We start from the raw sequence: 16,901 nt of genomic DNA, 5'->3' as shown, positions 1-16,901 counted from the left end.
CAATGCGACTTCCGCCATTGCCGGTGAAGCCATCCCCGCTGCTATAAGTGACAGCGCAACGGCCAAAGGCGCCTTGCGCATTGGACGACGGCTGGGAGTTTTCGCAAATGCGTTGTGTTCGGTCATGTCAGCTTCCTGTTGTTATTAGTGCCAGATCTCAAACTGCTGTAACATCGCAGCGCCAACGGCGCTTGCATTCAGGCACAACAGCCCGATTAGTGAACGAATATTTTTGCTTTGTCTTCAATCAGAATATTCGGGACAAGACAAATTTAACCGTCAAATGACAAAATAGAAAGTTTTTGATCAAAGTAATTTTCGCTTTGAGTGACTTTAAATGCGATAAATGCCCATGAAATCGCATTAAAATATTGTTCTATAAGTACTTATCGAAAAATAAAAAAAATAAAAAAATTCGTTAGCGAACTTACTAATAACGTGTTTTTAATAGTTTTGTACGAAAACAAACATAACCACCATTCTTTATGTCGGCTTAGTCGTCATAATTCCAGAACACACTGGCACCCTGTTCAGGATTACTGGCGCTGCGGCGCATCCAACCAAACAGTTCACGGCCATGACCGTGATGGGATGCCGCCAAGTTAGGTTTTACCGGTTCGCGACTGGCAAGAACCTGTTCGTCTATCAACAGCTCCAACGAACCGGTATCTGCGTTCAGAGATATCAGGTCACCATCGCGCACTTTGGCCAGGGCACCACCGTCAAGTGCCTCCGGATAGACGTGTATGGCCGCTGGCACTTTACCCGAGGCGCCAGACATGCGCCCATCGGTCACCAGCGCCACCTGAAAACCGCGATCCTGCAGAACGCCCAGGTAGGGCGTTAGCTTGTGCAACTCCGGCATGCCGTTGGCTTTTGGCCCCTGAAAACGCACAACCACCACGCAATCCCGGTTCAGGGCACCGGCATCAAACGCGGCCTTCAGTTTGTTCTGATCGTTGAACACCACCGCTGGCGCCTGCACTTTGTGGTGCTGAAGTGCCACCGCCGACACTTTTATAACTCCGCGGCCCAGGTTGCCGTCAAGCACCTTCAGGCCTCCGTCTACAGCAAACGGCTCGGCAGCACTGCTCAGCACGCTCGGATAAAGGCTCTTTGCCGGCGCAGGCTGCCAGGTCAGTTCGCCGCTGTTCAGCGCAGGCCCTTGGGTGTAACGCTCAAGACCAAAACCCATCACGGTTTGTACGTCGTTGTGCAAATAGCCGTGGCTGAGCAACTCGCGAATCAAAAAAGGTGTGCCACCGGCTTCGTGGAAGGCATTGATATCTGCTTCACCATTGGGATAAATGCGGGTCATGGAAGGCACCACCGACGACAGCTCGGCGTAGTCGTTCCAGTCAATAATAACGCCGGCGGCGCGGGCAATGGCCACCCAGTGCAAAGTGTGGTTGGTTGACCCACCGGTAACCAGTAAGGCCACCAGCGCATTCACAATGGCCTTTTCATCCACCATGTCACCCAGCCCCAAAGTACCGCCCTGGGGTTTCGACAGGCGGATAACTTGCTCCGTTGCGGCACAGGTGAGCTGCTCCCGTAAAGGCGTGTCAGGATGCACAAACGCACTGCCCGGCAGGTGTAGCCCCATCACCTCAACCAACAACTGGTTGCTGTTCGCCGTGCCGTAAAAGGTGCAGGTGCCAGGGCTGTGGTAAGACTGGCTTTCGGCTTCCAGCAGTTCCTCTTTACCAATTTTGCCCTCGGCGTGCAGTTGGCGAATGCGTTGTTTCTCTTTATTTGGCAGCCCTGACGGCATGGGGCCCGCCGGCACCAGAATCGTCGGTAAGTAACCAAAGCTGAGCGCGCCTATCAACAGGCCCGGAACAATCTTGTCGCAAATACCCAGCAGCAGTGTTGCATCGAACATGTTGTGGCTGAGCGCAACCGCCGTACTCATGGCAATAGTGTCCCGGGAAAACAGGCTAAGTTCCATACCCGGCTGGCCCTGGGTAACGCCATCACACATGGCCGGTGTACCACCCGCGAACTGAGCCACAGACCCCATACCGTGGGCAGCCTTGCGAATAACATCGGGAAAGGACGCGTAAGGTTGGTGCGCCGACAGCATATCGTTGTACGCAGACACAATCGCCACATTGGCCCGGTTCATCAGCTTCAGGGTGTCTTTATCGCCCTGCTCACAAGCGGCAAAACCATGGGCCAGATTACCGCAAGACAAGGTGCCGCGCTGGGGCGAACTGTTCTTCAACGCCTGCATACGGGCAAGATAATCCAGACGTGATACTCGGCTGCGCTCAATAATTCTTTGGGTTACGCGATCAACGGTCGGGTTCATGGCAAGCTCCACAGGCAGCAGGTTTATTTGATTATTTTGGCTATGAACGTAGTTTTACGTTCTATTTCTTACATTTTACGGGTTTCAGTGTTCATTTGTTTGCGTTTTGTTGATACATTTACTACCCCATGTGTATTTCCGAATAAAAACCATCCGTTCAGGAGTAAGAGTATGACCATTCGAATCGCAATTAACGGGTTTGGCCGCATTGGCCGCAACACGCTTCGCGCCCTTTATGAGAACAATTATCGCGAGCAGATGCAGGTGGTCGCTATTAATGACCTGGGCGATGCCGAAACCAACGCCCACCTGCTCAAGTATGACAGTGTTCACGGGCGTTTTGCTGCCGACGTAAGCCACGATGCCGATTCCCTCAGCGTGAACGGCGACCGCATTGCCATCAGCGCAATCCGCAACCCCGCCGACCTGCCGTGGAAAGATCTGGGCGTAGACGTGGTGCTGGAATGCACGGGCCTGTTCACGACACGTGAAAAAGCCGCGGCCCATTTGCAGGCGGGTGCCCGCAAAGTGATTATTTCTGCACCCAGCCCAGACGCAGACGCCATGGTGGTTTTCGGTGTAAACGACCAGATTCTGAACGCCGACCATCACATTATTTCCAACGCCTCCTGCACCACGAACTGCCTGGCACCAATCGCCGAAGCTTTGAACAATGCGGTCGGAATTGAAAGTGGATTGATGACCACCATTCACTCCTATACCAACGACCAGCATTTGAGCGATGTGTACCATTCAGACCTGTACCGCGCGCGCTCGGCCACCCAGTCAATGATTCCCACCAAAACCGGTGCCGCTGCCGCGATTGGTAAAATCATTCCGGCACTGAACGGCAAGCTGGACGGCCTGGCGGTTCGTGTACCCACTATTAACGTATCGCTGGTCGACTTTGGCTTTATTGCAAGCCGCGACACCTCCGTAGAGGAAGTTAACGCCGCAGTAAAAGCCGCAGCTGACAAAAATAGCGTACTGGGATATAACCAGGAAAAACTGGTTAGCGTTGACTTTAACCACGACGCTCGTTCGAGTATTTTTGACGCCAACCACACGCGCGTGATCGGGCGTCATGTAAAAGTCATGGCCTGGTATGACAATGAGTGGGGTTTCTCGAACCGAATGCTGGATAATGCAGCTGCACTTATAAAAGCCAGCCAATGAAGGCACAAGCCGACAACCAGCCAAACCGCGTAAGCGAAACATCTTCACACTCTGAAAGGACACCCACTATGCTCCGGCGTACAAAGATTGTTGCCACCCTTGGTCCCGCTACCGACAGCCCCGAATCTTTGGGCGCTATTATTGCTGCGGGTGTCGACGTTACCCGTCTGAATTTTTCCCACGGCACTGCGGAAGATCACGAAAAGCGCGCGCGCCTGGTACGCGACACCGCCAAGGCACAGGGCCGTTTTGTCGCTATTATGGCCGACCTGCAAGGGCCAAAATTGCGCATTGCCCGCTTTCGCGACAATAAAGTCACCCTGACCGCCGGCCAAACCTTTGTGCTGGATGCCACCATGGACAAAGAAAGTGGCACCTCCGATTGCGTAGGCATCGATTACGAACAGCTGATCCGCGATGTAAAACCCGGCGACATTCTGGTGTTGGACGACGGTCGCATCGAAATGCAGATAGACGCGGTAGACGATCACAGCATCACCTCCACGGTTCTGATCGGTGGACCCTTGTCTAACAACAAAGGCCTGAACAAGCGCGGCGGTGGCCTGTCGGCTGAGGCGCTGACCGAGAAAGACAAGCAAGACATTGTTACTGCCGCCAAGTTGGGCGCGGATTATGTGGCCGTTTCTTTCGTTCGCAACGCCGAAGACATGCACACAGCTCGTCGTTTGCTGAAAGAAGCCGGCTCTGAAGCGGGGCTGGTCGCAAAAATTGAACGCGCCGAGCTGGCCCACGATGACGCCGCACTGGATGCGGTCATCGAAGCGTCTGACGTGGTCATGGTTGCCCGCGGCGATCTGGCAGTGGAAATCGGCGATGCCGAACTGGTCGGTGTGCAAAAGCACATTATTCAGCGCGCTCGAATTCTCAACCGCGCGGTGATTACTGCCACCCAGATGATGGAATCGATGATCACCAACCCTATGCCCACCCGCGCCGAAGTGTCGGATGTGGCTAACGCGGTGATGGATTACACGGACGCAGTGATGCTGTCGGCAGAAACCGCTGTTGGTGATTATCCGGTGGAAGCGGTAACCGCCATGGTGCGAATTTGCATTGGTGCGGAGAAACACCCCTCCATGCACCAGTCCAAACATCGGATGCACGAGTCCATGGGACGGGTAGATGAAGCCATTGCTCTGTCTACCATGTACGCGGCCAATCACCTGAACGGCATAGCCGCTATCATCTGCCTGACCGAAACCGGTGCAACCCCGCAGCTGATGTCTCGCATCAAGTCCAGCTTGCCGATTTATGCGTTTTCACGCCATCACACCACCCAGCACCGGGTAGTGATGTACCGTGGCGTGCAAACCGTACCCTTTGATGCTGCAAACTTTGCGGCCGAAGACACCAACACCGAGGCGGTAGAGCAACTGGTAAAACAAGGCGTAGTGAAAAACGGCGATCTGGTTATCATCACCAAAGGCAATTTTACCAATGCCCAAGGCGGCACCAATTCCATGCAAATCCTGCGTGTAGGTGAACATTTGCACTAAATCGCGAATTATTTAGGCACAAAAAACGCCGGCTTGCTGACTTTTTCTTGCTGGCTTCTCACTGCCTTTTCGTATAAAACCTTACGCCTCAGCTGACCCTATTGACGCATTCAGTTCCGCCAGGCTTGCCCTCGCCAGTTCACGGACTCTCGCCCAATCGCCGGTGGCCACTGCGTCTTCCGGCGTCAGCCAGGTTCCGCCCACGGTCATCACGTTGTCCAAAGCCAAGTAATCCGCTGCGGTGTTTTGGCGAATACCGCCGGTAGGGCAAAACCGAACTCCGGCAAACGGTCCGCTTAACGCCCGCAAGCCCGCCGTGCCACCGGCCACTTCTGCTGGAAAGAACTTGAAACGGCGGTATCCCAACTGGTAACCACTCATTAATTCCGACGCCGTAGCAATGCCAGGCAGCAGCGGCGCCTGTGCTTGCAACCCATATTCCAGCAACGGCAGTGTGATTCCCGGTGTTACGACAAACTGCGCACCCGCCGCCTCTGCCTGCTTATACTGCTCTACCGTTAACACCGTACCCGCGCCTATAAAGGCGTCAGGAAGCGCCTTGCGCAGAGCACGAATCGCATCCAGACCGTATTCACTGCGCAGAGTGATCTCGAACACCTTAAGCCCGCCCTGCATCAACGCCTCGCACAGAGGCACCGCGGTGTCTGGGTGATTAATGGTGATCACCGGCAGCAGCGGCGACAGGCTGACGATGTCGTCTAACCGCTGGCATTGGGCTTGAGCTTGGGCATTCATCAATAAGGTCACTTTGCGGGGCTCCAAAAAATGTGCAAACCCGACCGCAGAAACGCGCGGATTGGCATTTGCGCCCAGTTATCAGGTTCGGCCAATGCCTTGTTCAGAGTGGCCAGCTTGTCGTCGCCCTGAATGTGCAGAATACAATTACGGGCGCCGGCAATGGCGCTTCGGGTCAGAGTTATTCGCGCCTGGGCTTGATTGGGTGGTGTTATCGCCGCCAATTTACTGCAGTTATGCTCCGCCATGGCGGCGACCAGTTCCGGCGCATCAGGAAATAACGATGCAGTATGGCCGTCGTTGCCCATACCCAACACCACCACGTCCAGCGGCCAGCTAAGAGATTCAAGCCGTTGGCAAACGGCACCCAGGCCGGCTGAAGGGCTTGCGACGTTTTCGTACAGTGGATGAAAACGTGCCACGGCAGCCCCTTCCTGCAACAGATGCTCTCGTATCTGGGCGCTGTTGCTGTCTGGGTGCGACGGCTCTACCCAGCGTTCGTCTACCTGCACAATGTCTATCCGCTGCCAGTCCAGCACTTGCTGGGCCAAAGCCTTAAACAGCAAAATCGGTGTACTGCCGCCAGACAACGCCAAGCTAGCCCGCGGCGCTGCTTCAAGACGTTGGCGCAGAATCAACGCAACCTGCTCGGCCAATTTCCGGGCAAGGTCGGCCGGTGTTGCAGCCCGGTACCAAAATACGCCATTGGGTAATAAGGGCTTAGACATCTTCATACCAGCTTCGTCCGTCACGGGTTATCAAAGCCACCGATGCCACCGGCCCCCAACCACCTGCGGCGTAACGTTTTGGCGGCTCGCCGCTGTCTTGCCAATTGGTGATGATCTGGTCTATCCAGCGCCAGGCGTGTTCAACTTCGTCGCGGCGCACAAACAGGTACTGGTGACCTTTCATAACTTCCCACAGCAGCCGTTCATAGGCTTCGGGGATGCGAACCTTGGCAAAGGTTTCGGCGAAGGTCAGTTCCAGCGGCCCCTGGCGCAGGCGCATGCCTTTATCCAGGCCTTGGTCTTTGGTGAGTATTTTCAGCGCCATGCCTTCGTCTGGCTGCAGGCGGATAATCAATTTATTGTTGGCCAGATGCTTCTGGTCTGGGTCAAATATGTAGTGCGGTGCCGGTTTGAAATGAATCACGATTTGGGAAAACTTTTCAGGCAGCCGTTTACCCGTGCGGATGTAAAATGGCACACCAGACCAGCGCCAGTTATCGATTTCTACTTTCAGGGCGACAAAAGTTTCGGTATCACTGGATTTATCAGCACCTTTTTCATCAAGGTATCCGGGCACCGCCTTGCCCTCGCTGGAACCTGCGGTGTACTGCCCGCGCACCGCGTAATGTTCCATCATGGCGGGCGTAATTTTGCGCAGAGCTTTCAGCACTTTCACTTTTTCATCGCGAATGCTGTCTGCCGACAAATCAGACGGTGGATCCATGGCAATCAGGCACAGCAGTTGCAGCAGGTGGTTCTGAATCATGTCACGCAATTGCCCGGCCTTGTCGAAATAGCCCCATCGCCCTTCAATACCCAAGCTTTCGGCCACAGTGATTTCCACGTGGGAAATGTGGTTCTGATCCCACTGGGAGGCAAAAAGATTGTTGGCGAAACGCAGAGCAATCAGATTTTGTACGGTCTCTTTGCCCAGATAATGGTCAATGCGGAACAGCTCACTTTCAGCGTATACCTCGCCCAGTGCATCATTGATGACCCGCGACGATTGCAGATCATGGCCAATGGGTTTCTCAACCACTACCCGGATGTGCTCACTGCAACAGTCGGAATCTCGTAGATTGCGCGCAATCACCCCGTACAACGACGGCGGCGTGGCCATGTACACAATCAGATTGTTATTGACGCTGTCGCGCCAACCGTTCAACTCCGGGTAACTCTCGCGGCGGCTGAAATCAAGGCTGCGGTATTCCACCCGCTGTACCAGACGCTCTACAACCGATTGTTCAAATTCTTCGGCCGGAACCCGCTGGCGCAAATTATCGGCAATCTGCTGGCGCACGTCGTCGTTGCTGTGCTCGTGCCGGGCCAGTGCCAGAACACGGCTTCCTTCAGCAAACAATTCCGCGCGCTCAAGCTGGTAGAGCGCCGGAAACAGTTTGCGGTTGGCCAGGTCGCCTAAGGCGCCAAAAATCATCAAGTCGCAGCGAGTATTGTCTAATTTGGTCATTGTAGTAATTTTATCCAATAATCGTCGCCAAAATGTGAGTATCTGGTCATTTAACCCCACTTCCGACACTTTTACTACACCCAAAATCCGTAAAACAGGGTATAATTTTTAAAATTTCACACCAAACGACGTAATCAGGGAGCTTCAGGCATGACTGCAACTACCCTCACCCATTCTCGCCGGGATGATAATCTGCTTGAGGATATTCAGCAGAGGCTGGAGCAGCTCAACAAATCTGAGCGCAAGGTGGCAGAGGCCATCATGCGCGACCCCAGCGCTGCAACCCGTTACAGCATTGCCGCGCTGGCGCGGGCGTCTGACGTTAGCGAACCGACGGTTAACCGTTTTTGCCGCGGGTTTTCCGCCACCGGTTTTCCCGACTTCAAGATTCGCCTGGCACAAAGCATTGCCACCGGCACTCCCTATGTCGGCCAGAACGTTGAGCCCGACGACACAGTGGCAGAGTTTTCCGACAAGATCATACTCAGCACCATGGCGAGCCTGGATAAGGCGCGCCAGACGCTGGATGCCAAGGCACTGGCGCAGGCCATCGATTCGCTGATTCAAGCCAAGCAGATCAGCTTTTTTGGCATGGGTGCCTCAGCGTCGGTGGCGATGGACGCCCAGCACAAGTTTTTCCGTTTCAACATACCCGTTACGACTTACGACGACGCCTTGATTCAGCGAATGGTGGCTGCCGGCTCCCACGTGGGCGATGTGATTGTGGCTATCTCTTACACCGGCCGCACCCGGGAAACCGTAGAAATAGCACAAATTGCCCGCGATAACGGCGCCACGGTCATTGGCATTACCAACCCTCAATCGCCCCTGGCGGCAGTGTCCAGCGTGGTGTTACCGGTGATTTCGCCGGAAGATACCGAAGTGTATATGCCCATGTCGTCGCGTATTATCCAGCTTACCGTCATCGACATTCTGGCTACAGGGGTGACGTTAAAGCGCGGCCCGGATTTTCTCAGCCACTTAAAAAAAATTAAAGAAAGCCTGCGCCCTACCCGCCTACCACTGACACAACCCTGACAGCGCATGCGCTAAAGCAACGTTGACGTTAGAAACAAAAAAGCCCGAACCGGGTAGCCGGTTCGGGCTTTTTTACTCGCCTTGGGGGTCATCCTGCCCTGGATTTTCCCTAGCTTTATTCTAGCTGTGTACTAAACCTGTACTACGGACGCCCCACCTCGGCGTTATTCCGCAGCCACTGCTGGTAGGCGTATACTCGCGCTGGCCGTCCAGTGAGGCCAGAAACTCCTGCAACTGCACGTATTCGGTGCTGCCGGTGTTTACTTCACCTTCATTAACCTTATCCAGAGCGATTACAACGGCACTGTTACCGGTAATAGTGTGGCCATAGCTGACGTCACCTGCCCGTGGACGCGGCAACGCGTAAACCGTCTGCATGACCCCACCGCCTAATTCCGGCGCACTGCGGGGCTGTTCGCTGTAAGTAGCCCAGCTGTCGTCGGCGATATCCTGCAACGATTCGCCGGCCTGTAACTGCGCGGCCATTTCGCTGGCACGGGCCGCCAGCGCGGTACGGGTTTTTTCGGCCTCCAGATTGCTGCGAATAGCGTCCTCCACGCCGTCTAGCGGCAACACCTCAGCCTCGCGGTAAACCCGCACGCGGGCGACCACAGCGCGGTTGTCGGCAACGTCAATCAGCTCGGTGTTATAGCCACCGTTCAATACGTCTTCCGAAAACAGCTGGCGCACCAGTCCGGCATGGTCAAACGGCTCACCGCCGCCGTTTCGGGTAATCTTGTCAGCCTGGCGAAGCTCAAGATTCAGGTCTTTCGCTGGCCCTTCCAGATTGTCGGCCGCGTAAGCCGAGTCCGCCAGCGTTGTACGTGCCTGGGCATAAGCTTCACGCGCTTGCTCGCGGGACAGATCGTCACGCAACTGCGCGGCAACGTCGGCCAGGGCGGGCACGTCTGAACGGCGAATGTCGTTCAACTTGATCAGGTGTACACCAAAGCTGGTGCGCACCGGGTCTGAAACAGTGCCGGGTTCAAGGCTGAACAGAGCTTCATCGAAGGCCGGGTCGTAAACGCCACGGCCGGCAAAGCCCAGATCGCCGCCCTGCTCGCCAGAAACCGTATCAATCGACAGTTCCTGCGCCAGCGCTGCGAAGTCTTCACCGTCGGCCAGGCGCTGTTGGATACGCTCAACAACGGCGTCCGCATCGGCGGTGTCTTCAACCAGGATATGCGCCGCACGGCGCTCTTCGCGAGCCAGATCGGCTTCGCGGCTTTGGTAATAAGTCAGAAGCTCTTCGTCACTGATGACGATGGCGTCAGCCAGCGCGTTCAGCGATAACACAACATAACTGACATCGACTTGCTCGGGCTGCTGGAACAAGTTTGGGTTGCTGTCGTAAAACGCCTGTATATCACCGGCGCTGACGTTTACCTGGTCAGCCACGGCGCTGGCAGAAATATTCAGCAGGCGGAAGTCGCGGGTCTGATTTTGAATCTTCATCAGCCGCGTAATGCTATTGCTGGTGACAACGCCGCTGGCGACGATACCGGCGCGAATCTGGTTCACAACGGTTTGCTTGCGCATGGCATCGCGGAATTCGCCAACGCCCATACCCACATTGCGGACGGTAGTAACAAACTGATCGCGATTGAACTGGCCGTCTACCTGAAACTGCGGCATCTGGGTAATCAGCGCATCAATATCGGCGTCAGACAACGCCAGACCCTGCCGGTCTGCGTCCTGCGCCAACACCTGCTCTTCAATCAGTGCCTGCAGTACGTCAACTCGAATCTGATCTTCGTCCAACAGAGAAGGATCCGGCCGTTCCATACGGGACAGGCGGTTCTGGCTTTCCAGCTGCACCACCCGCAAAAATTCGCGCTCTGTAATATCCTGGCCATTCACCGTAGCCACTTCCGGTTCGCCGCTGAAGCCGCCAATAATGGCGTCCATTCCCCAAACGGAAAGCGACAAAATCAGCAAGCCGATAATAATCTTGGCAATGGTGCCCTGGGCGTTTTCCCGCATATCTTGAAGCATGTATCTCCCGAATCCCTGTTCAAGGTCGTACTGTGCCAGCGAATGCCGGCGAATCTTTTATCGTCATCAACGCAATTCTGGCGTTGTTAACGTAAATCTCACGTTGTTAACGTGAAAAGGCGCATTCAGTGTGGAATGCGCCTTTACTATTTCTGGCGCAGCTCCAAACCGCGGAGCTGCCGTCGAAAAACCCGTTACTTAACGGCGTCTTTCAGGGCTTTACCTGCTTTGAAACCAGGCACTTTGGAAGCCTTGATCTGGATCTCGGCGCCTGTCTGCGGGTTACGGCCAGTACGGGCAGCTCGTTCTTTCACGGAGAAAGTACCAAAACCAATCAACGTTACCTGATCATCCTTTTTCAGGGCACTGGTAATGGAGGTGGTCATGGCATCCAGAGCGCGGCCAGCGGCGGCTTTGGAAATATCAGCAGACTCTGCTATTGCATCAATAAGTTCGGACTTGTTCACACTAAACCCCTTCGATTTCAGGTTGAAGATGTTATAGGTCGGTGGATCTCAAACGCAGAGACTATTGCACATACGTTTGTAGAATTCCATTCGGCAATTATTTTTATCCCTTGCGGCAACAATCCGTAAGTCGGAGCGGTAAACCGTTAATCGGAATAGCATTGTAGAACGCGGGAGCCCTTGGTACAGGCTGCTTCACGGCGAAACAGTTATACCAATGGGCTCTTCCGTGTGTCAACAATTCATGTCGGGTTTAGTGCGTATTTGGGCGTTCGTTCGATTCTGCGTCGTCACCACAACCGGCCTTGGCGGCTGATTCTGCAGCGATCTCACCTGCCATTACCTCCGGCGAATACACCAACGCAATGTCCAACACTTCGTCAATCCATTTAACCGGACGGATCTCCAGAGACTCTTTTATATTTTCAGGTATCTCTTTGAGATCTCTGACATTTTCATCAGGAATTATAACCGTTTTGATGCCTCCTCGGTGCGCTGCCAAGAGCTTTTCCTTAAGCCCTCCAATGGGCAGAACGCGGCCCCGCAGGGTTATTTCACCGGTCATGGCAACGTCGCTGCGGACCGGATTACGGGTTAACGCCGACACCAATGCTGTACACATACCTATACCAGCGCTGGGGCCGTCTTTTGGCGTCGCGCCCTCGGGCACGTGCACGTGCAAATCGTGTTTTTCGTGAAAATCATCGGCAATACCCAGCGCTTTAGCGCGACTGCGCACAACGGTTAATGCCGTCTGGATAGACTCCTGCATAACGTCGCCCAGCGAACCGGTTTTCACCACCCGACCTTTGCCCGGCGTAAGCGCACATTCAATGGTCAGCAATTCGCCGCCCACCTGGGTCCAGGCCAGACCGGTCACTTGGCCAATTTCGTTATTTTCTTCTGCCAGGCCGTATTTGAATTTCTGCACGCCAGAATAGTCTTCCAGCATCGCCGGCGTTATCGCTACCTGGCTCTTATCGCCGCTTGAGACGTGCTCACGCACCACCTTACGGCAGATCTTGGCAATTTCGCGCTCCAGGCCACGTACGCCGGCCTCGCGGGTGTAGTAACGCACCAGGTCGCGCAGAGTTTCTTCCGGAATATCCAGCTCTTTGTCACGCAGACCGTTGGCTTTTGTCTGCTTGGGCACCAAGTAACGCAGAGCGATATTCACTTTTTCATCTTCGGTGTAACCTGGAATGCGGATGATTTCCATCCGGTCCAGCAGCGCCGACGGAATATTCATCGAGTTCGAGGTGCACACGAACATCACATCCGACAGATCGTAATCCACTTCCAGATAGTGATCGTTGAAGGTGTGATTCTGTTCCGGGTCTAGCACTTCCAGCAGCGCAGAGCCGGGGTCTCCGCGCTGATCCATGCCCATCTTGTCAATTTCATCGAACAGGAACAGCGGATTTTTCACCCCGACTTTGGCCAATTTCTGCAGCAGCTTGCCAGGCAAAGCGCCAATGTACGTTTTGCGGTGGCCGCGAATTTCGGCTTCGTCACGCACGCCACCCAGGGCCATACGGGTGTACTTGCGATTAGTGGCACGGGCAATGGACTGCCCCAAAGAGGTTTTACCCACTCCAGGAGGCCCTACCAGGCACAACACCGGCCCTTTGATCTTCTTCACCCGGGTATGTACTGCCAGGTATTCCAGAGTGCGGGTTTTTACCTCGTCCAGACCATAATGATCTTCATCGAGTATTTCACGGGCCCTATCGATATCGTGGCGCACGCGGCTGCGCTTTTTCCAGGGCACCGCCAGCATCCAGTCGATATAGCCACGAACCACTGTGGCTTCCGCCGACATGGGCGACATCATTTTCAGTTTGTTCAGCTCGCTTTCTGTCTTCTTGCGGGCTTCGTCCAGCAGACCGGCGTCCTCCAGTTTCTGTTCCAGTTCCTCGAAATCGTTATTACCGTCACCCATCTGGCCCATTTCTTTCTGGATGGCCTTCATCTGCTCGTTCAGGTAATACTCGCGCTGGCTGCGCTCCATCTGCTTTTTGACCCGGCCACGGATGCGCTTTTCCACTTCAATCAGGTCAATTTCGCCGTCCAGCTTGCCCAGCAGAAGTTCAATTCGCTCACGGGTATCCAGCGCTTCAAGCAGCTCCTGCTTTTGCGGAATCTGCAAGTCCAGATGGGCAGCAATGGTATCCACCAAGCGCTCTACGCCTGTAATCCCGTTGAGCGCGCCAGAGACCTCGGCCGGCACCTTTTTGGAAAGCTTCACAAACTTCTCGAACTCTTCCATCAAGGTCTTGCTGAGCACTTCTTCTTCGCGCTCCGGCAAGGATTCTTCGTGCAGAATGCGGGCGTGTGCTATCAGGTAGTCACCATCTTCGATCTGTTCCAGCGCGGTACGTTCGTTGCCCTCTACCAGCACTTTCACGGTGCCGTCTGGCAGCCGCAGCATCTGCAGGATGGTGGACAGGGTGCCAATGTTGAAAACGTCGCTTACGCCGGGGTCGTCTGTGGCCGCGTCACGCTGGGCAACCAGCAGGATTTCCTTGCCGCGTTCCATCGCGGCTTCCAGCGCTTGGATAGACTTCTCTCGGCCCACAAAAAGGGGCACAACCATGTGCGGGAACACCACCACATCGCGTAACGGGAGCAGTGGGTAAACTTTCACGGTTTCTTCGGGTATCCGGGTCATAGGGAATCCTCTGACGGGGTATCAATAAAGAGTTTTAATAAGCATAACACCAATCATTGGGGCATCTGCGACATAAAAAAAGGGGCTAATCAGCCCCTTTTTCAATCATTACGCGGATTTGGCGAATCAATCGTCCGGCGCAACTTTGGCCATGTCGTTGTTGGCGTAAATCTTGAACGGTTCAGAATCACCGCTGATCACGCTTTCATCAACCACCACCTTGCACACATCCTGTTCCGACGGAATCTGATACATGGTGTCTAGCAGCGTTGCTTCCATAATCGAGCGCAAACCACGAGCACCCGTGTTGCGTTCTTTCGCTTTACGAGCCACCGCGCGCAGGGCCTCCTCACGGAAATCCAGTTCTACACCTTCCATTTCGAACAGCTTCTGGTACTGCTTGGTCAAAGCGTTCTTGGGCTCGGTCAGGATCTGAATCAGGGCGTCTTCGTCCAGCTCGGTCAGGGTCGCCACAACCGGCAAGCGGCCGACAAACTCCGGAATCAAGCCAAACTTCACCAGATCTTCGGTTTGAACATCTTTGATGATCTCGCCGGCGGATTTGATGTTGTCTTTGCTCGCCACTTCTGCTGAAAAGCCGATGGACGAACGCGCAGAACGTTGCTGTATCACCTTCTCCAAACCGGCAAACGCACCACCGCAAATAAACAGGATATTGCTTGTGTTCACCTGCAGGAACTCCTGCTGCGGATGCTTGCGGCCACCTTGGGGCGGTACCGAAGCCACGGTGCCTTCAATCAGCTTCAACAGCGCCTGCTGCACACCTTCACCAGACACATCCCGAGTGATGGAGGGGTTGTCAGACTTGCGGGAAATCTTGTCGATTTCGTCGATGTAGACAATGCCCCGCTGGGCCTTCTCGACATCATAATCGCATTTCTGCAGCAGCTTCTGAATGATATTTTCAACATCCTCCCCCACATAACCGGCTTCGGTCAGGGTGGTAGCGTCGGCAATGGTAAAGGGTACATTCAGCACCCGCGCCAAAGTTTCAGCCAGTAGGGTCTTGCCGCTGCCAGTAGGGCCAATCAGCAGGATATTGCTTTTACCCAGCTCGACATCGGCTTTACCCTCACCGTAGCGCAAACGCTTGTAGTGATTGTATACAGCAACTGCCAGCACCACTTTAGCCCGGTCCTGGCCGATCACGTACTCGTTCAGTGTTTCACGAATCTCGGCCGGTGTCGGCAGACGATCGCTGGCCTCTTCCTGAGCATTTTCCTGAATTTCTTCACGAATAATGTCGTTGCAAAGGTCAACGCATTCGTCGCAGACGAACACCGAAGGCCCTGCTATGAGCTTCCGGACTTCGTGCTGGCTCTTTCCACAAAACGAGCAGTACAGCAACTTGCTGCTATCGTCACCTCTGCCGTTTCTTTCGTCTGCCATTGAAATACCTCTGATCTCTGTTTGCCGGCGCCGATTAAAACGGAACCCCACGCCGGCCACGGATGGTGCGTGTTACCCAAGTATTATTTATTCGGTACGCGCTTATCAAGTACTGAATCGATCAGGCCATAGGCCTTAGCTTGGGTCGGATCCATAAAATTGTCACGATCGGTATCGCGTGAAATGGTTTCCAGATCCTGGCCGGTATGGTGCGCCAGAATGGAATTCAGGGTGTGGCGAATCTTGAGAATCTCACGGGTGTGAATCTCGATATCCGTTGCCTGGCCCTGATAGCCACCCAGCGGCTGATGAATCATCACCCGCGAGTTGGGCAGGCAGGCACGTTTGCCCGCAGCGCCGCCCGCCAACAGGAATGCACCCATGCTGGCCGCCTGGCCCACGCACAAAGTCGCAACGTCAGGTTTGATAAACTGCATGGTGTCATAAATCGACATACCGGCACTTACCGAACCACCCGGGCTATTGATATAAAGATGGATGTCTTTGTCCGGATTTTCTGATTCCAGAAACAGCAACTGTGCCACCACCAGGTTGGCCATGTGATCTTCCACCGGGCCTACCATAAATATGACCCGCTCTTTCAACAGGCGGGAATAAATGTCAAACGAACGCTCGCCGCGCGCCGTTTGCTCAATAACCATCGGCACCAGGGCGGCACTGGTAGACATTGCGGAACCGTCAATCGGCTTTTGCATCATGATGCGCCTGAACTCCTTATGAACAATGGGCATGGACTGTTATTACCACTTTATGTGGCCTGTAGCCACCACAGCCTATGGGCGTTTATAAAGCGGGCAACGACCACTTGGGCAAACCTAGAAAAAACAGCCGGACATGCCGACTACTTGCAATGATCGTTTGCGCCGGCTGCTAGCGTTCGCAACCGGCCAACCATCAACGCTGGGTTTGACCCGCCTGAATGGCCTCTTCGTACTTCATGGCCTTTTCAGTTATTTGGGCCCGACCCAGCACATATTCAACCACTGCGTCTTCCAGAACGGTAGATTCTATCTGGGACTTCTGCTCCGGGCTGCTGTTGAAGTGTGCAATCACTTCCTCAGGTTGTTCATACGTAGACGCAATTTCCTGGATCTTTTCTTCTACTTTTTCCGCGTCGGCGGTCAATTCGTTCTTTTTGACCACTTCCTGGAATAACAGCCCGGTCTTCACGCGACGCGTGGCCTGCTCTTCAAAGATTTCCTTGGGCAACTGCTGGAAGTCCATCTCGCCGCCGAAACGCTGAACCGCGTCCTTACGCACACGATCAATTTCCTGATCAACCAAGGACGCCGGAACGTCAAACTCCGTGCTGTTCAGCAGCGCGTCAACAACGTCATTTT

Annotated in this window: 12 protein-coding genes and 1 pseudogene; 3 read left to right on the top strand and 10 right to left on the bottom strand. The window is 54.4% G+C overall.

Translation table 11 applies throughout. From position 1 onward, the window contains the following. Nucleotides 1–493 precede the first annotated feature (493 nt). Entirely contained in the window at nucleotides 494–2,314 is a 1,821-nt protein-coding gene (gene edd / locus MELB17_RS21870; protein WP_007352531.1) for a phosphogluconate dehydratase, read from the bottom strand. A gap of 171 nt (nucleotides 2,315–2,485) precedes the next feature. Here edd and gap point away from each other — a divergent pair, with 171 nt between their 5' ends. Both gap and pyk read left to right on the top strand, forming a co-directional pair. Then, on the top strand, nucleotides 2,486–3,490 hold the full coding sequence (gap, locus tag MELB17_RS21865) for a type I glyceraldehyde-3-phosphate dehydrogenase (RefSeq protein WP_007352530.1): 1,005 nt from the start codon (nucleotides 2,486–2,488) through the stop codon (nucleotides 3,488–3,490). A 68-nt stretch (nucleotides 3,491–3,558) separates the two neighbouring features. Then, the gene (pyk, locus tag MELB17_RS21860) at nucleotides 3,559–5,007 is read left to right on the top strand and encodes a pyruvate kinase (RefSeq protein WP_007352529.1); all 1,449 of its coding nucleotides are present in this window, start codon (nucleotides 3,559–3,561) and stop codon (nucleotides 5,005–5,007) included. 81 nt (nucleotides 5,008–5,088) lie between these two features. Here pyk and MELB17_RS21855 read toward each other — a convergent pair whose 3' ends face one another. From MELB17_RS21855 to zwf, 3 genes are read right to left on the bottom strand one after another with little or no spacing between them, the layout of a single operon-like run. Further along, nucleotides 5,089–5,763: a bifunctional 4-hydroxy-2-oxoglutarate aldolase/2-dehydro-3-deoxy-phosphogluconate aldolase gene (locus MELB17_RS21855; protein WP_007352528.1), complete on the bottom strand. Its 675-nt coding sequence runs from the start codon at nucleotides 5,761–5,763 to the stop codon at nucleotides 5,089–5,091. 8 nt (nucleotides 5,764–5,771) lie between these two features. Continuing rightward, a complete protein-coding gene (gene pgl, locus MELB17_RS21850; protein WP_007352527.1) occupies nucleotides 5,772–6,497 on the bottom strand; it encodes a 6-phosphogluconolactonase in 726 nt (241 codons plus the stop codon). Continuing rightward, a complete protein-coding gene (gene zwf / locus MELB17_RS21845) occupies nucleotides 6,484–7,959 on the bottom strand; it encodes a glucose-6-phosphate dehydrogenase (protein ID WP_007352526.1) in 1,476 nt (491 codons plus the stop codon). The genes pgl and zwf overlap by 14 nt, the downstream gene beginning before the upstream one ends. 150 nt (nucleotides 7,960–8,109) lie before the next feature. Here zwf and MELB17_RS21840 point away from each other — a divergent pair, with 150 nt between their 5' ends. Beyond that, nucleotides 8,110–8,997, top strand: coding sequence for a MurR/RpiR family transcriptional regulator (locus MELB17_RS21840; protein ID WP_007352525.1), 888 nt, complete (start codon nucleotides 8,110–8,112; stop codon nucleotides 8,995–8,997). A 120-nt stretch (nucleotides 8,998–9,117) separates the two neighbouring features. Here MELB17_RS21840 and MELB17_RS21835 read toward each other — a convergent pair whose 3' ends face one another. From MELB17_RS21835 to MELB17_RS21810, 6 genes and pseudogenes are all read right to left on the bottom strand, one after another. After that, nucleotides 9,118–10,992: a SurA N-terminal domain-containing protein gene (locus MELB17_RS21835; protein ID WP_007352524.1), complete on the bottom strand. Its 1,875-nt coding sequence runs from the start codon at nucleotides 10,990–10,992 to the stop codon at nucleotides 9,118–9,120. 194 nt (nucleotides 10,993–11,186) lie between these two features. Continuing rightward, nucleotides 11,187–11,459 (bottom strand): HU family DNA-binding protein, encoded by a 273-nt coding sequence (locus MELB17_RS21830; RefSeq protein ID WP_007352523.1) that lies wholly within the window; start codon nucleotides 11,457–11,459, stop codon nucleotides 11,187–11,189. Between the two features lie 253 nt (nucleotides 11,460–11,712). After that, on the bottom strand, nucleotides 11,713–14,130 hold the full coding sequence (gene lon / locus MELB17_RS21825; RefSeq protein ID WP_007352522.1) for an endopeptidase La: 2,418 nt from the start codon (nucleotides 14,128–14,130) through the stop codon (nucleotides 11,713–11,715). Between the two features lie 126 nt (nucleotides 14,131–14,256). Then, nucleotides 14,257–15,540 carry an ATP-dependent Clp protease ATP-binding subunit ClpX gene (gene clpX, locus MELB17_RS21820; RefSeq protein WP_007352521.1) on the bottom strand — a complete coding sequence of 428 codons (1,284 nt, stop codon included), beginning with the start codon at nucleotides 15,538–15,540 and terminating at the stop codon, nucleotides 14,257–14,259. Between the two features lie 83 nt (nucleotides 15,541–15,623). Next, nucleotides 15,624–16,259, bottom strand: coding sequence for an ATP-dependent Clp endopeptidase proteolytic subunit ClpP (clpP, locus tag MELB17_RS21815; RefSeq protein WP_007352520.1), 636 nt, complete (start codon nucleotides 16,257–16,259; stop codon nucleotides 15,624–15,626). 196 nt (nucleotides 16,260–16,455) lie between these two features. Further along, nucleotides 16,456–16,901, bottom strand: a pseudogene (locus tag MELB17_RS21810) (trigger factor); the annotation flags it as partial.

This window comes from Marinobacter sp. ELB17 (assembly GCF_000169375.1).
In the GTDB taxonomy this organism is placed as follows: Bacteria; Pseudomonadota; Gammaproteobacteria; order Pseudomonadales; family Oleiphilaceae; genus Marinobacter.
The sequence above is the reverse complement of the archived record's forward strand: the minus strand, read 5'-3'. Positions and strand labels throughout refer to the sequence as shown.

Bases quoted from the DNA above. Each gene is read 5' to 3' on its own strand.
- edd (WP_007352531.1), bottom strand. From the start codon at position 2,314: ATGAACCCGACCGTTGATCGCGTAACCCAAAGAATTATTGAGCGCAGC.
- gap (WP_007352530.1), top strand. From the start codon at position 2,486: ATGACCATTCGAATCGCAATTAACGGGTTTGGCCGCATTGGCCGCAAC.
- pyk (WP_007352529.1), top strand. From the start codon at position 3,559: ATGCTCCGGCGTACAAAGATTGTTGCCACCCTTGGTCCCGCTACCGAC.
- MELB17_RS21855 (WP_007352528.1), bottom strand. From the start codon at position 5,763: ATGAATGCCCAAGCTCAAGCCCAATGCCAGCGGTTAGACGACATCGTC.
- pgl (WP_007352527.1), bottom strand. From the start codon at position 6,497: ATGAAGATGTCTAAGCCCTTATTACCCAATGGCGTATTTTGGTACCGG.
- zwf (WP_007352526.1), bottom strand. From the start codon at position 7,959: ATGACCAAATTAGACAATACTCGCTGCGACTTGATGATTTTTGGCGCC.
- MELB17_RS21840 (WP_007352525.1), top strand. From the start codon at position 8,110: ATGACTGCAACTACCCTCACCCATTCTCGCCGGGATGATAATCTGCTT.
- MELB17_RS21835 (WP_007352524.1), bottom strand. From the start codon at position 10,992: ATGCTTCAAGATATGCGGGAAAACGCCCAGGGCACCATTGCCAAGATT.
- lon (WP_007352522.1), bottom strand. From the start codon at position 14,130: ATGACCCGGATACCCGAAGAAACCGTGAAAGTTTACCCACTGCTCCCG.
- clpX (WP_007352521.1), bottom strand. From the start codon at position 15,540: ATGGCAGACGAAAGAAACGGCAGAGGTGACGATAGCAGCAAGTTGCTG.
- clpP (WP_007352520.1), bottom strand. From the start codon at position 16,259: ATGATGCAAAAGCCGATTGACGGTTCCGCAATGTCTACCAGTGCCGCC.